General features: G+C 51.5%; 13 protein-coding genes. 5 read left to right on the forward strand and 8 right to left on the reverse strand.

Annotated elements, in window-relative coordinates:
- Positions 1-131 precede the first annotated feature (131 nt).
- The 5 genes from DPQ22_RS03750 (at position 132) to bla (ending at position 5,985) form a co-directional block, all read left to right on the forward strand.
- A complete protein-coding gene (locus DPQ22_RS03750) occupies positions 132-1,043 on the forward strand; it encodes an SDR family NAD(P)-dependent oxidoreductase (RefSeq protein WP_246681464.1) in 912 nt (303 codons plus the stop codon).
- A 118-nt stretch (positions 1,044-1,161) separates the two neighbouring features.
- On the forward strand, positions 1,162-3,066 hold the full coding sequence (locus DPQ22_RS03755) for an ABCB family ABC transporter ATP-binding protein/permease (RefSeq protein ID WP_150213269.1): 1,905 nt from the start codon (positions 1,162-1,164) through the stop codon (positions 3,064-3,066).
- Between the two features lie 222 nt (positions 3,067-3,288).
- Positions 3,289-4,125, forward strand: coding sequence for a phosphatidylserine decarboxylase (locus DPQ22_RS03760; RefSeq protein ID WP_150213271.1), 837 nt, complete (start codon positions 3,289-3,291; stop codon positions 4,123-4,125).
- A gap of 9 nt (positions 4,126-4,134) precedes the next feature.
- Positions 4,135-5,004, forward strand: a complete 870-nt coding sequence (locus DPQ22_RS03765) for a CDP-alcohol phosphatidyltransferase family protein (protein WP_150213273.1) — start codon at positions 4,135-4,137, stop codon at positions 5,002-5,004.
- A gap of 39 nt (positions 5,005-5,043) precedes the next feature.
- On the forward strand, positions 5,044-5,985 hold the full coding sequence (gene bla, locus DPQ22_RS03770) for a class A beta-lactamase (RefSeq protein ID WP_210244015.1): 942 nt from the start codon (positions 5,044-5,046) through the stop codon (positions 5,983-5,985).
- A gap of 272 nt (positions 5,986-6,257) precedes the next feature.
- Here bla and DPQ22_RS03775 read toward each other — a convergent pair whose 3' ends face one another.
- From DPQ22_RS03775 to rpsF, 8 genes are all read right to left on the reverse strand, one after another.
- Positions 6,258-6,821, reverse strand: a complete 564-nt coding sequence (locus DPQ22_RS03775) for a CvpA family protein (protein WP_150213275.1) — start codon at positions 6,819-6,821, stop codon at positions 6,258-6,260.
- A gap of 262 nt (positions 6,822-7,083) precedes the next feature.
- Entirely contained in the window at positions 7,084-8,499 is a 1,416-nt protein-coding gene (gene radA, locus DPQ22_RS03780; protein WP_150213277.1) for a DNA repair protein RadA, read from the reverse strand.
- A 21-nt stretch (positions 8,500-8,520) separates the two neighbouring features.
- Positions 8,521-9,510: a DUF4062 domain-containing protein gene (locus tag DPQ22_RS03785; protein ID WP_150213279.1), complete on the reverse strand. Its 990-nt coding sequence runs from the start codon at positions 9,508-9,510 to the stop codon at positions 8,521-8,523.
- Between the two features lie 183 nt (positions 9,511-9,693).
- A complete protein-coding gene (locus DPQ22_RS03790) occupies positions 9,694-11,187 on the reverse strand; it encodes a replicative DNA helicase (RefSeq protein WP_150213282.1) in 1,494 nt (497 codons plus the stop codon).
- 404 nt (positions 11,188-11,591) lie between these two features.
- A complete protein-coding gene (gene rplI, locus DPQ22_RS03795; protein WP_150213284.1) occupies positions 11,592-12,242 on the reverse strand; it encodes a 50S ribosomal protein L9 in 651 nt (216 codons plus the stop codon).
- A gap of 21 nt (positions 12,243-12,263) precedes the next feature.
- Positions 12,264-13,292 (reverse strand): DUF2232 domain-containing protein, encoded by a 1,029-nt coding sequence (locus DPQ22_RS03800; protein ID WP_150213286.1) that lies wholly within the window; start codon positions 13,290-13,292, stop codon positions 12,264-12,266.
- A gap of 202 nt (positions 13,293-13,494) precedes the next feature.
- Positions 13,495-13,743: a 30S ribosomal protein S18 gene (gene rpsR / locus DPQ22_RS03805; protein WP_150213288.1), complete on the reverse strand. Its 249-nt coding sequence runs from the start codon at positions 13,741-13,743 to the stop codon at positions 13,495-13,497.
- A 2-nt stretch (positions 13,744-13,745) separates the two neighbouring features.
- Complete coding sequence (gene rpsF / locus DPQ22_RS03810; protein ID WP_150213291.1) at positions 13,746-14,174, reverse strand: 30S ribosomal protein S6; 429 nt, start codon at positions 14,172-14,174, stop codon at positions 13,746-13,748.
- Between the last annotated feature and the right edge of the window lie 17 nt (positions 14,175-14,191).

Here is a 14,191-nt window from a genome sequence, read left to right on the forward strand (position 1 = left end):
AAGCAGCTTTGATCCTGCCGCTTTATGGTGCCGGGACTTTTTTGCGCCTTGTTCTTCTGTTAAAATGAGTGGAGAGGCGGTCTGTGTGCCACAGGCAAATAAACGGGCGGGGCCGGATAAAGTGAGAATAAATGATGAAGGATAGCGAGCAGTATTGCCCGTTTCACGGGGAGACAGGCACCGCCGCCGGCGGGGAGCCGCCGGCCGCAGCCGATAATGCCGGGACGCAGGCGGCAGAACAGGCGCGCGGGTTGGCCGGCGGCGCTGCGCAGGGAGGAAAACATGGCGCGCGCTTTGCCGATGATACGCGCAAAACTCTGGTTTTGACCGGTGCCAGCCGCGGTATCGGCCATGCCACAGTCAAGCGTTTTTCAAGCGAAGGCTGGCGGGTTATTACCTGTTCGCGGCAGAGTTTTTCACCGCAAACCTGCCCTTGGGCGGAAGGGGCAGAGGATCATATTGGCGTTAATCTGGCCGATGCCGAAGATGTCGGCCGCGCTATTGCCGAAATTCGCCGCCGGCTGGAGGCAAATGGCGGGCGCCTGCATGCTTTGGTCAATAATGCCGGCATTTCTCCTAAAAGCGAAAGCGGCAGGCGGCTGAATTCGCTTGAGACCAATATGCAAATCTGGCGCGCTGTGTTTCAGGTGAATTTTTATGCGCCGATAATGCTGGCGCGCGGCCTGTTTGCCGAGTTAAAGGCGGCGCATGGCGCTATTGTCAATGTCACTTCTATTGCCGGCGGCCGTGTTCACCCTTTTGCCGGCACAGCCTATGCGACTTCCAAGGCGGCGCTGGCGGCCTTAACGCGGGAAATGGCCTCTGATTTCGGCCCGCATAATGTGCGCGTCAATGCTATTGCTCCGGGAGAAATTGCGACCGGCATTCTTTCTCCCGGTACGGAGAAAATGGCTGAGCATTTGCCGCTGCGCCGTTTGGGCCGGCCGGAAGAAGTGGCCGACACAATTTATTATTTATGCGGTGAGGGGGCCTCTTATGTAACCGGCTCGGAAATTCATATTAATGGCGGCCAGCATGTATAAAGGCCGCCGCGCGGTGCCGGGCGGTAAAATTTGCAGAAAGTGCGGTTTTGCATTACAAAGGCGGGGGAAGGGTGAGGTTACGCGTTAAAACCGGCTTAAGCCAAACAGGAAAGCAGTCATGGCCGCTGAAAAGACAAAATATCAGAAAAATGATGAAAGCGGCGCCTTGAAAACAATCGCCGAATTATGGCCCTATATGTGGCCGGCAGCGCGGCCTGATCTTAAAATGCGGGTGCTGTGGGCGCTGTTTTATCTGGTGCTTTCCAAAGTCATTTTGATTCTTGTCCCTTATTTTTTCAAATATGCGACAGATTCTTTAACCGAAGGCTGGGCGCCGCCAAATTGGCTGCCTTATGTGCTGGCGGCGCCGTTATTATTGGTTTTTTGCTATAATGTGGCGCGCATTGCGCAGGCCGGGCTTAACCAGTTGCGCGATGCCTTGTTTGCTTCAGTCGGTCAGTATGCCGTGCGCAAACTGGCTTATGAAACTTTTGTCCATATGCACCAGTTATCGCTGCGCTTTCATCTGGAAAAGCGCACCGGCGGCCTGTCGCGCATTATTGAGCGCGGCACCAAGGGGATAGAAGCGATTGTCCGCTTTACTATTTTAAACAGTATCCCGACAGTGCTGGAATGTGCGATGACGGCTTTTGTCGTCTGGTATTCTTACGGCTGGCTGTATTTCTTTATTGTCGTGGCGACTGTCGGCTCTTATGTCTGGTTTACCATTATTGCCAGTAATTGGCGCATCAATATTCGCCGCGCCATGAATGCTGCCGATAATGAGGCCAATAGCCGCGCCGTAGATTCTCTGCTGAATTTTGAGACGGTCAAATATTTCGGCAATGAAGAGCTGGAGGCGCACCGCTTCGATAAATCCATGGCGCAATATGAGACTGCGGCCACCAAAACCTGGGTATCTCTCGGCTGGCTTAATTTCGGTCAGGCCGTTATTTTCGGCCTTGGCATGCTGATTTTAATGCTGATTTCTGCCTGGCAGGTATTGCATGGGCGGCAAACCCTGGGCGATTTTGTCTTTATCAATGCTTTGCTTATCCAGCTTTCTTTCCCGCTCAATTTTATCGGCTCTATTTATCGTGATGTGCGCCAAGGGCTGACCGATATTGAGCAAATGTTCAATCTGTTAAATGTGCCGGAAGAAATTGCCGATAAAAGAGGAGCAAAAGCGTTGGATCTGACGGCGGAGGCAGCCTCTATCCGCTTTGATAATGTTGTTTTCGGCTATGATGCGGATCGCACAATTTTAAAGGGTATTTCCTTTGAAGTGCCGAGCGGTAAGACCGTGGCTATTGTCGGCCCTTCCGGCGCGGGGAAATCAACTATATCGCGACTATTATTCCGCTTTTATGATGTGCAGGCCGGCCAGGTGCTGGTGGGGGGGGAAGATGTGCGCAATGTAACGCAAACAAGCCTGCGCCGGGCTATTGGCATGGTGCCGCAGGATACAGTGCTGTTTAATGATACAATCGGCTATAATATTCGTTATGGCCGCAGCAAAGCCAGTGATGAAGATGTGCAAAAAGCTGCCCGGCTGGCGCAGATTGATAAATTTATCAACAGCCTGCCGCAGGCTTATGAAACTCAGGTGGGCGAGCGCGGGCTTAAACTTTCCGGCGGGGAGAAGCAGCGCGTGGCTATTGCCCGCACTTTGCTCAAAGCACCGCCTTTGCTGATACTTGATGAAGCAACCTCGGCGCTGGATACGGCGACCGAGCAGGAAATCCAGCATGCTTTGGATACAGTCAGCCGCGGCCGCACAACTCTGGTGATTGCTCATCGGCTTTCCACCATTATTCAGGCTGATGAAATTCTGGTATTAAAAGGCGGCCGTTTTGTCGAGCGCGGCACCCATAGGACATTATTGGCCAAAAAAGGGCTCTATGCTTCTATGTGGCAGCGGCAGCTGGAAGCAACGGCTTTGGGTGAAAAATTGCGCCTGATACGGCGTGAGGATAAAGCCGGTTTTTTGGACAAGCGCGATAATGAGCCGGAAACAGCTTAAAGCCCCTGTGCCGCTATTTGCCGGAAAATTGGAGAAAACTCTGCTTGCTTCGCCGCTGCGATACTATATAAAGCGAAAAGCATCATGGGGAAAGCCGGGAAATAACAGGATTCAGGGGCAGTTTGGCTTGCTGCCTGATATGGCCTGACGGCCGGCATAAAACCGGCCGGGCCGGCAGTTTGGCGTCCGGCCGGTTAAGGGGCGTAGTTCACGGGATTTTTTATGAATATTTTGCATTCTGCCCGCATAATGCTTACGCCGATACATAAAGAGGGTTACCCCTTTATCGCCCTGTTTTTTATTATTGCCGTGGTGCTGGGTTTTCTCTGGCTGCCTTTATTTTGGGCCGGGCTGGGCTTAACTCTGTGGTGTGCTTATTTCTTCCGCGATCCGCAGCGGGTGGTGCCGCTGGCGGCTAATCTTGTTCTTAGCCCGGCAGACGGCAAGGTTTCCTTTGCCGGAGTGGTTATGCCGCCGGAAAAGCTGGGCCTGCCTCAGCGGCAAATGTTCCGTATTTCTATTTTTATGGACATATTTTCCTGCCATGTGAATCGCGCTCCGGTCAGCGGTATTATCAAAGTGATAGATTATCATGAGGGGCATTTTTTTAATGCTATGCTGGATAAAGCCGGTGAGTCTAATGAGGCCAACGGCCTGTTGCTGCAAACAGCCTATGGTGAGGTGGGCGTGGTGCAAATTGCCGGGCTGGTTGCCCGCCGCATTGTCTGCTGGGTAAAAAAGGGGGAGGAGCTGGCGGCCGGCCGGCGTTTCGGCCTTATTCGCTTCGGCTCGCGGCTTGATGTTTATCTGCCGCTACAGACAGAAATCTGCATAAGCGTGGGGCAGAAAATGGTGGCGGGAGAGACTGTGCTGGCGCGTTTTGCCGCTGTCGATAATGGCAAGGAGAATATCGCCGATAAGGCTGAGCCTGATGGCGCCGGGGATAGTGCCGGTAGGCGCGGCAATAGCGACAGCATGAGCACTGCTGTTCACCCGCCTGCTGTGCCTGATGAGGAAGAGGGCGACAAGCCGGATTTTTTGCATTTTCGTTTAGATTAGGTCAGGCCAATGAAACCATCGCTTCCTTTTCCGCCTTTTGACGGTGACAAAAAAGCCGGGAGGCTCCGCCGCTTTGATGCGGATAATGTTTTTGCTCAAACCGGGCAAGAGGGGGAAGCGCAGGAAAAGCAGCGCAAATTTATTTCGTTTCGTTTTTTGCTGCCAAATATTATTACGGTTGTGGCAATTATTTCCGGCCTTTCCGGCGTGCGCATGGCGATAGAAAACCGCTTTGAGCCGGCCGTTATCTGCCTGTTGCTGGCGGCTTTTCTCGATGGGATAGACGGCCGCATTGCCCGCGCTATTCGCGGCACTTCACGTTTTGGCGAACAGTTGGATTCGCTGGCTGATGCCATTAATTTTGGCGCTGTGCCGGCTTTGGTGGTTTATATTTATATATTAGATGCTATGGGGCGGTTTGGCTGGCTGGCGGCGCTGATTTACAGCACCGCCTGCTGTTTGCGGCTGGCGCGGTTTAATGTGATGATTGACAATAGCAATTCTACGCCCAAATGGCAGCAGAATTATTTTGTCGGCCTGCCTTCCCCCGCCGGGGGGTGCCTGTTGCTTTTGCCGGTTTGTCTGGGCTTTTTGGGCATGCCGCAGACAAATGCCGCTGCCCTGTTTTTCTGCTTTTATACGATTTTTCTGGCTTTATTGATGGTATGCAACCTGCCTGTGTGGAACGGCAAGGCTATTCGCGGCGGTTTGCGGCGCGATATTGTTATACCGGCGCTGTTTTTTGTGGTGATTTATCTTATTTTGCTGGTCAGCTATATGTGGGAAACACTGGCCGTTACCTGTTTTATCTATCTCGCCTTTTTGCCGCTCAGCGCCTATAGCTATTATCGCCTCAGTAAAAAACAGGCGGGCAGGTGAAATATTGGCAGCCTGGATTTTGTGGCTGGAGGAGGGGTTATGTCGTCTGGCCGGTTTTACCGGCAATGGCTGATTGCCGGAATTTCCCTTGTCTTTTGCAGCAATATGGCCAATAGTGCAATAGCAGCAAATGAGGCGATAAAGCCGGCGGCTTTTGTAAATGGAGCGCCACAGGCTAGCTGGCTTGCCGCCATTGCCGGGTCGGAAGAAAAGTTTTTGCAGGCGCGCATCGGCATTGCCGTTCTTGATAAAGCCGGCGGTATTATAGCAGCCTGGCGCGCTTATGAGCATTTTCCTCTGAACAGCACTTATAAACCGCTTCTCTGTGCGGCCTTGTTGCATAAGGTTGATAAGGGTGCCTTGGATTTGAGCGATAAAGTGCGGTTTGATAAAAGCCGGCTGGTCAGTTATTCCCCCGTTACACAAAATTTTATTACCCCCGCGGCCATGGATTGGCGGCAATTATGCCGCGCCGCGGTGGAGTTTAGCGATAATACTGCCGCTAATCTGATTTTAGCTGCTTTGGGAGGGCCGGGGGAGTTTAACAGATTTTTGCGCAATATGGGCGATAATATCACGCAACTTGATCATTTTGAGCCGGATTTGAATCACATCAAGCCGGGTGACAAGCGTGACAGCACAATGCCTGTGGCGATAGGCCGGACATTGCAGCAACTGGTGTTTGGCGATATTTTGCAGCCGCAATCGCGCCGGCAATTAACGCAATGGCTGTTAAATGATAAAGTGGCCGACGAGTTGTTACGCTCCGTTTTGCCGCCGCAGTGGAAAATTGCCGATAAAACAGGGGCAGGCGATTATGGTTCGCGCTCTATTATCAGCATTATCTGGCCGCAAAAGAGAGAGCCGCTGCTTATTGCCATTTATATTACCGCAACAAAGGCAAGTATAGCACAAACTAATGCCGCTATTGCCCGCATAGGCAAAAAAATATTCACTATTCTTGCGCAGGAGCATGAATAAAAGCTTTAATTCTGAGAGCCGGGGCAGTGCGGCGCGCGGCAGCTTTCATCACGCATAATAATATAGAAATTCTATAATTATTCTGTTGCTCTGTGGCGCCATCTTCGCCGGCAGAAGGGAGATAAAACCAGTAATTGCCAGGATAAGAGCAGGCTGCTTGCCCCTGTTTGATCATTGATGCAGCCGAAAGTCATTGAGCTGGAAAAGCGAAAGGACTTACCGTGTTAAGCCTGAAATAGTGCTGCCGCTTCTTTTCAATTTTGCTCTTCAGCCTATTCTACCGGCGTTGCTTCATTATCATTGCCGCTTGCCGCACCGCTGGCGGCAGGGGCGGTTTTTTCGTCAATTTTATCAATCAGGCTTTTCGGCACGGCGCGCCAGATCGCGCTGCCAATATTATCCAGCAGCGGCTTGCTTTTCGCCTGCGCCAGCCAGGCCGGCTGTTCATCAGGCTTGATAAGCCCGTTCAGAAACAGAATGGCAATGGCCAAAATCACCAGGCCGCGGACAATGCCGAAAACAAAACCCAAAGTGCGATCCAGCGCGCCAATGCGACTGTCGATAACTATATCGGCAAATTTCATGGAAATAATGGAAAGAATAATCAAAGCAACCAGAAATAATACAATAATAGTAACACCAAGGGCAATTTTGGGGTTATGAATATAATTAGCGGTGAAGCCGAGCGCCGGCTTATAGGCCAGATAAGCGAATAAAGCCGCCAAAGCCCAGGAAACCAGCGATAATAATTCACGCGACAGGCCGCGCACCATCGCCAGGACGGCGGAAAGAAAAATAACGAGAATAACAATTCCGTCTAACGCTGTGACCGGCATAATCTATCTCTATCCCTCAAACGAGCCTCAGGTGCCGGGCCTAACCTCCCCACCGGGGCTTTTGCGCTCCCCCACTCGCAGCCGCTTTACCTTATCTGCCACAATAGCTGTTTCCGCTAGCGCAAGGCAATATTTTTTTGCCCTGGCTTTAACAGCTTTCACTGTTTTAAGCGACTATAGGGCGCAAACAATATTATCCGGCCCTTAAACCTGTTTTTCTTTACGCGGTGATTTTACCCGGCAATAAGAGCGCGGGCAGTGTTTATTTTTGCCGGTTTTTCTGTTGCGCGGCTTGCGCGGCAATTTGTGCTACTAATTGCGGCAGCGATTCTATTTTATCCAGCCGCAAGGCGGCATTGGCTTTTTCACCCTCTCCCGTGCTTTTGCGGTTGAGAGAGGCCGGCAGCACGGCCTGTTTGAAACCCAGTTTCTCGGCTTCTTTCAGCCTTTGCCCGGCGTGGCTGACCGGGCGCAAACTGCCGGAAAGGCTCACTTCGCCAAAATAAACGCAATCAGCCGGCAGGCTCACCCCGGCCAGCGAGGAGGTCAGCGCCGCGGCCACGGCTAAATCGGCCGCCGGTTCGCTAATGCGATAGCCGCCGGCAATATTGAGATAAATATCATAATTGCCAAAACGCAGGCCGCAATGCGCCTCAAGCACGGCAATAATCATCGCCAGCCGGCTATTATCCCAGCCAATAACGGCGCGGCGCGGCGTGCCGAGCGAAGTTTGCGCTACCAAGGCCTGAATTTCCACCAGCAGCGGCCGCGTGCCTTCCATGCCGGCAAAAACCGCCGCACCGGGAGCGTGCTGACTGCGCTCACCCAAAAACAGTTCAGACGGGTTGGCTACCTGCCGCAAGCCACTATCCGACATTTCAAAGACGCCGATTTCATCGGTCGCACCAAAGCGGTTTTTTACCGTGCGCAAAATACGATAATGGTGGCCGCCTTCCCCTTCAAAATAGAGCACGGCATCAACCATATGCTCAACCACGCGCGGCCCGGCTACCTGGCCGTCTTTGGTCACATGGCCGACCAAAACCACCGCCGCGCCGCTTTGCTTGGCAAAGCGAATCATCGCCTGAGCTGAGAGCCGCACCTGGCTCACCGTGCCGGGGGCAGAATCGGCAGTGTCCGACCATAAAGTCTGCACGGAATCGATAATCACCAAATCAGGGCTTTTTTCCTGTTTGAGGGTGGCGAGAATATTTTCTACATTCGTCTCTGCCGCCAGTTTGACGCCGCTTTGCTCAAGTTTCAGACGCCGCGCCCGCAGGCGTATTTGCGCCACCGCCTCTTCGCCTGAAACATAAAGGACATTATGGCCTTTATCGGCCAGCGCCGCCGCCGCTTGCGTGAGCAGGGTGGATTTGCCAATGCCGGGATCGCCGCCCACCAGCAGCGCTGAGCCGCGGACAAAACCGCCGCCGGTCACCCTGTCCAGCTCGGCAATGCCGGAAATGATCCGCGGCACTTCTTCCGTTTCACCGGCAAGGCGGGAGAGCGCCACCGGCCGGCCGCTTTTGCCCGGCATGGCCGGCGCGGCACCAATACCGGCGGAAATGCTTTCTTCCGCCAGCGTATTCCAGCCGCCGCATGTGTCACAGCGCCCCTGCCAACGCGGATACACCGCCCCGCAATTTTGACAAATAAACTGGATTTTAGCTTTGGCCATAAATTAAGGTGCTTTGTGATATTAACCGCTAACGGCTGAGTCTGATTCAGTTTTTGCTTTACGAGCGAGGTAGTCGTCATCGGAAATTTTTTCACCTTGCTCAGTAAGCTTCCAAATCCCATCTTGACAAGAAATTAAATCCGAGTGTCTAAATTTCCTACGGATATGTTCAAGCTGGCCATCATCAATTTTGCATTTAAACTCAGCGGCGAAAAGTTCGGGCATTATGAGACATCTATTCAAGACGGCTTTTACATAATCATCTGTCCTTTCCTTTTTAAAGGGGAATCTTGCTATAGTCAGGAATAAGTGCCGCCATGTTATAATTATAGGCGGTTTTATATTTCGCGTATTCTCGGCAAGAAATTCAGGCGGGATAGGGTCATCTAAGCCAGAAATAGAGGATTTATTTTTCCCTAATTTAGCTTTCAGTTTTTCGTTTTCAGCTTTCGGGGAATCGCGTTCCTTCAGCAAGGCATTTTGCTCGGCAGTCAGTTCCGCGCTTGCCACGGTATCGCCGCGCACCCAGCCAATAGCGGGTTGTATGCCTATAGCCTGAGCAATACTGGCCACAACAAGAGCGGGAAGATTTTTATGCTCGTTCCAGCGCTCGACAAGATAGGAATTTTCTACCTTTTGGCGGAAGTCTGCCAGCTTTTCAAGCATTTCAGGGTCGCTATCCGTATGCTTATTGGGCAAATCTTCAGGCGCATCATGCACAAAAGCCAGAATAGGCAGACCTTTTTCAAGTGCGTAATTATATTCTGCTTCTGTGTAGCTGATACCTTCCTTAGTGAGGGAACCATATCTACCGCCAATGATAAGGACATAATAATCGCATTTATCAATAGTGCGCCGAATATAATCCATCTGTTTTTCACCACTGGCAGGGAAGCCTTCCATACCCATAGGCGCATGGCCCATTTTGCGGATAGCATGAGCTATGGCATTTCGCTCCTGTTCCAAATCGGTAAAAGTTGAACTGAGAAAAATAAGATAAAGCGTTTCCATAGACGGAATCCTTTAAAACCACACCGCGCTGCTGTCTGTTTGTAAGCTGAGGCAGCGGCTAAGGCAAGGCGCTATCGGTTCACGCGCCAACTCTTTTCGCCGCGGGTTTTGCGCTTTTCGGATTCTGTTTTGAGAGCCGCTAAATTTATGCACCAGCCCCTTTACCGCAGAGCTTTGCCGCGCTCAGCCATAGCGTTCGGGCAGGCGACTTTCATCAGCCAGGTCGCTAAAGCGGGTATAATCAGCCTGGAAGGCGAGGCGCACAGTGCCGGTTGGCCCGTGGCGCTGCTTGGCGATAATCACTTCCGCCTTGCCAAAACTGTTTTCCATATCTGTCTGCCATTTAGAATAGTCTTCTGTCCCCGGTTTCGGTTCACGATTTTTAATGTAATATTCCTCACGAAAGACAAACAAAACCACATCGGCATCTTGCTCGATAGAGCCGGATTCACGCAAATCTGAGAGCTGCGGCTTTTTATCCTCGCGCGATTCTACCTGACGCGATAATTGCGACAAAGCAATAATCGGCACATTCAGCTCTTTGGCCAGCGCTTTTAAGCCGGTGGTGATTTCGGTTATTTCCTGCACCCGGTTTTCAGAAGCGCGGCGGGAAGAGCCGCTCATCAACTGCACATAGTCAATCACCAGCACATCAAGCCCGTGCTGGCGTTTCAGCCGGCGGGCGCGGGCGGCCAGTTGTGCCACCGAAATGCCGCCCGTCTGGTCAATAAACAGCGGCACTTGCTGCATTTTCTGCATAGCGCGCATAAGGCTGGCGAAATCATTTTCGCTAATATTACCGCGGCGAATATCGCTGGAAGAAATTTCCGCCTGCTCGGCCATAATACGGGTGGCAAGCTGCTCAGACGACATTTCCAGCGAAAAAAAGCCGACCACGCCGCCTTCATTTTCTTCGCCTTTATCTTTTTGGCAGGCAGCGGCAATATTAAAGGCAATATTGGTGGCGAGTGAGGTTTTGCCCATGCCGGGGCGGCCGGCCAAAATAATCAGGTCGGATTTTTGCAGTCCGCCCATTTTATTATCCAGGCTGTGAATGCGGGTGGCAATGCCGGAAAGCCTGGAAGAGCGTTTTAACGCGGCACCGGCCATATCAATGGCTTTGGTCAAGGCGCTGCCGAAATTCTCAAACCCGCCGCCGTAACGGCCGGTTTCCGCCAGTTGAAACAGCCGCTTTTCCGCTTCCTCTATTTGCTGCGCCGGCACCAGCTCTACCGGTGCGTCATAGGCGGTATTGACAATTTCTTCTCCCAGATTGATGAGGGAGCGGCGGGTGTAAAGATCGTAAATAATATGGCCGTAATCAGCAGCATTGATAATGGTGATTGCCTCAGCCGCCAGCCGGACAACATATTCAAACACGGTCATAGTGCCGATTTTTTCTTCTGCCGGAATAAAAGGCTTGATGGTAACCGGATCGGCCAGCTTGCCGCTGGCGACCAGTGTGGCCAGAATTTCATAAATTTTGGCATGCAGCGGCTCAAAAAAATGTTCAGGCTTTAAAAAATCAGAAACGCGGTCATAGGCATCATTATTGATCAAGAGCGCGCCCAGCAATGCCTGTTCTGCCTCAATATTATGCGGCGGCCGGCGCCATGTGGCCGGGTTATTATTCTCTTCCGCATGTTGTTTCAACGCATGAATTTCTGCCGCTGCCATTGTCCAACCCTTATCTGTTGCTGCCGCTTGACAAACATAGCGCTCCGGCTGCTAAAACTGCCTCACGCGGAAACAGGCTGCCAATGCCGCAGCATTGCCGGTGCGCTGTCTCACAATTTCAAGAAATGCTGTAAAGCGGGAAAACCCCTGGCACCAAGCTTAGCGCTTCCGGTAAGCCGGCATAAGTGAAAAAAACGGGGCATTGCCAATAATACCCGCGATTCACAGAGATTCGCACAATTTGCGGTTTTTATAGTGAAGATGGATTTTATGCCTTGACGGCCGGGCGACTCAAGTGCAAATCCGGCAGGAAAAGCCGTGCCGGTTTTATATAATGCGCAGCGGTCAAAAACAAAACAGGGCGCAAAACGCCCTGTTTATTAAACTGTTTTCCGGCAATAAGATCAAGCCTGCTCGGCTTTCCCCAGTGCCGCTATTTTTTCAATCGCTGCTATGTCTGTTTCTGTTTCAATTTCTTCCTGAGCGATTTCAGTCATTTTGTCATCAAGAGCAATTTCAGTCTCAAAGGCAGTTTCATCATCAAGGGCGGCTTCGCGGTCGCGCTCACGCCCGGTCAAATTTTCACCTTTTGCCTGCCTCTCTGCCTCTTCTGCCGTGCGCGCAACATTAAGCATAATTTCCACTTCCACTTCCGGGTGCAGGCTGATCATAACCGGCTGCAGGCCGATTGTTTTAATCGGGTGATCCAGTTTTATCTGATTGCGATTAACGGCAAAGCCCTCAGCCGTAACAAGAGCGGCAATATCACGCGGTGAAACAGAACCGTAAAGATGCCCGGTTTCCCCGGCAGCGCGGATAATGACAAATTTTTTATCTTTAAAATGGTCAATATGCTGTTCCGCCTGCTGACGCAGATCGCTATTGCGGCTTTCCAGCTCGGCCCGGCGCTCTTCAAAATATTTACGATTAGCAGCCGTTGCCCGTAAAGCCTTACCTTGCGGTAACAGAAAATTGCGGGCAAAACCGTTTTTTACCGCAACTCTGTCACCCATATTGCCCAGGCGGGCAACGCGCTCCAATAAAATAACTTCCATGATGTTTTCCTTTCACTTGAATTACGGAAGAGGAGGTTTTCTACCCTGTCTGGCAGAGGGAAAAGGGGTAGCGAAAAGCCCCATAATAACCAGGCCGAAAAAAATAATCGGTGTCAAAACAAGGCTGAAAAGGCAAATATAAATAAGAAAACGCAGCCACGACCATGAGCCGCGCGCTGTCTGATGCAAAACAGCCAGGCCGGAAACACAAAAACCGGCCGCCAATACTGCCAGAATAGTATTGACGCATAAAGTCAGGGTTGGAGCAGCGGTAAATGCAGCATTGCCGATGAAATAAGAGGCAAGCCACAGGCCGATAAACAGGAATAAGGCCATAGGCGGCAGGCGCAAATCTGCCGGCCAATAGCCGAAAGGGCGTCTCAGGCTGTTATTGCGCCGGGCAAGACGCATGGCGCAATAAATGGCGGCGAGCTGAAATAAAAAGCCGTAAAGAGCAAGCGAAACAGCAAGCAGGACGGGCAGCAAATGCTGGAGAATATTATGTATATCGCCGCTTTGTGCCGGCATATTATAGAAATTTTTCTGGGCGATAAAATCGGCAATCTGGCTGGTAACCATGTTGAAAGCCTGTGCTTTATCGGCATTTGAAAAGCTGTAAAACAGCACGGCAATAGTTACAAAGGCAATAATAAGTGCAAGCTGGAATATGGCTGCCGGCAACGGATAAAATTGCGGCAGATTTTGTTCCCCAAAGGCGTTTTTACCCGGCTTTGCCTGGCCGGAATTAGTCTGTAGCCCCAAAAGCCAGCCGGTAAATAAAGCGGGAAGGAAGAAAAAAAATGCCAGCAGCAAAGCCGGCTCTGCCGGCAAAACCAGGCCTGAAAACAGGCCGGCAAGCAGGGCGGCAGCCAGGCCGCTTTGCCAGCCATAGGAAAAAAGCACAAAAAGAACGGGAATATTAACGCCAATGCCGAAAAACACCGGCAAAAACGGTATATTGAACAGAGTAAACCACAGCAGCATAATCGAAGCGGCAGACAGAATAGCTGCAGCCAAAGCGGCTTTTATATTGATTTTCTCTTTTATCATTTGTGCTGTCCTGCATCTCTCCCGACCAGGCGGGAAGCAGTTAGAGACAGGCTCAGCAAAATGCTCCGCCTGCCCCAACCTGAATTTACTTTGACCCGGTTAAAATATCGGACACTGCACGCGGAGCAGGGAAACCGCTGCGGCGCTGCAAGTCTGACGAGAGCAAAACCGGATTTGAAGCTCCCAAATTTCACGCGCCTGTTTATTGCACAACATAAGATAACAGCCCAAGAAAACGCGCCCGTTTGATGGCACGCGCCAGCTCACGCTGTTTTTTCTGGCTGACAGCCGTAATGCGCGAAGGGACAATTTTACCGCGTTCAGAAATATAACGCTGCAATAATTTTACGTCCTTATAATCAATTTTCGGCGCATCAGAACCTGAAAACGGGCAGGTTTTGCGCCGGCGGCTGAAAGGACGGCGCACCGGCATTTGAGTGACATCAGCCATTTTTATTCTCCTTTGTCGGCGGCATTATCCGCATTGCGGTTATCGCTGCGCGGGCGCCTTTGGCGGCGCGGTCTTTCTTCATCGCGGTCGCGAAAGCGGTCATCTCTGTCGCGGCGCGACATTATTGGCGAGGGCGTATCGTTAAATTCTTCCACCCGCAAGGTCAAAAAGCGCAATATATCCTCATTAATGCCCATTTGCCGCTCCATTTCCGCCATAGCGGCGCCTGAAGCATCAATATTCATCAATATATAATAGGCTTTGCGGTTTTTTTTGATACGATAGGCAAGGGGGCGCAAACCCCATTGCTCAACCCGGCCGATTTTGCCGCCTTGCGCTTCAATTACAGCTTTATATTGCTCCGTCACCTGATCAACCTGCTGTTGTGTCAAATCCTGACGGGCAAGAAATACATGTTCGTAAAGAGCCATTTTCTGCCTTTCTTTGG

Origin of the sequence: Candidatus Tokpelaia sp., assembly GCF_008636115.1 — a bacterium.
In the GTDB taxonomy this organism is placed as follows: Bacteria; Pseudomonadota; Alphaproteobacteria; order Rhizobiales; family Rhizobiaceae; genus QLZD01.

Coding starts and splice junctions, on each gene's coding strand:
- DPQ22_RS03760 (WP_150213271.1), top strand. CDS start 3,289: ATGAATATTTTGCATTCTGCCCGCATAATGCTTACGCCGATACATAAA.
- DPQ22_RS03750 (WP_246681464.1), top strand. CDS start 132: ATGATGAAGGATAGCGAGCAGTATTGCCCGTTTCACGGGGAGACAGGC.
- DPQ22_RS03785 (WP_150213279.1), bottom strand. CDS start 9,510: ATGGAAACGCTTTATCTTATTTTTCTCAGTTCAACTTTTACCGATTTG.
- DPQ22_RS03790 (WP_150213282.1), bottom strand. CDS start 11,187: ATGGCAGCGGCAGAAATTCATGCGTTGAAACAACATGCGGAAGAGAAT.
- rpsF (WP_150213291.1), bottom strand. CDS start 14,174: ATGGCTCTTTACGAACATGTATTTCTTGCCCGTCAGGATTTGACACAA.
- DPQ22_RS03775 (WP_150213275.1), bottom strand. CDS start 6,821: ATGCCGGTCACAGCGTTAGACGGAATTGTTATTCTCGTTATTTTTCTT.
- rplI (WP_150213284.1), bottom strand. CDS start 12,242: ATGGAAGTTATTTTATTGGAGCGCGTTGCCCGCCTGGGCAATATGGGT.
- DPQ22_RS03800 (WP_150213286.1), bottom strand. CDS start 13,292: ATGATAAAAGAGAAAATCAATATAAAAGCCGCTTTGGCTGCAGCTATT.
- DPQ22_RS03755 (WP_150213269.1), top strand. CDS start 1,162: ATGGCCGCTGAAAAGACAAAATATCAGAAAAATGATGAAAGCGGCGCC.
- radA (WP_150213277.1), bottom strand. CDS start 8,499: ATGGCCAAAGCTAAAATCCAGTTTATTTGTCAAAATTGCGGGGCGGTG.
- DPQ22_RS03765 (WP_150213273.1), top strand. CDS start 4,135: ATGAAACCATCGCTTCCTTTTCCGCCTTTTGACGGTGACAAAAAAGCC.
- bla (WP_210244015.1), top strand. CDS start 5,044: ATGTCGTCTGGCCGGTTTTACCGGCAATGGCTGATTGCCGGAATTTCC.
- rpsR (WP_150213288.1), bottom strand. CDS start 13,743: ATGGCTGATGTCACTCAAATGCCGGTGCGCCGTCCTTTCAGCCGCCGG.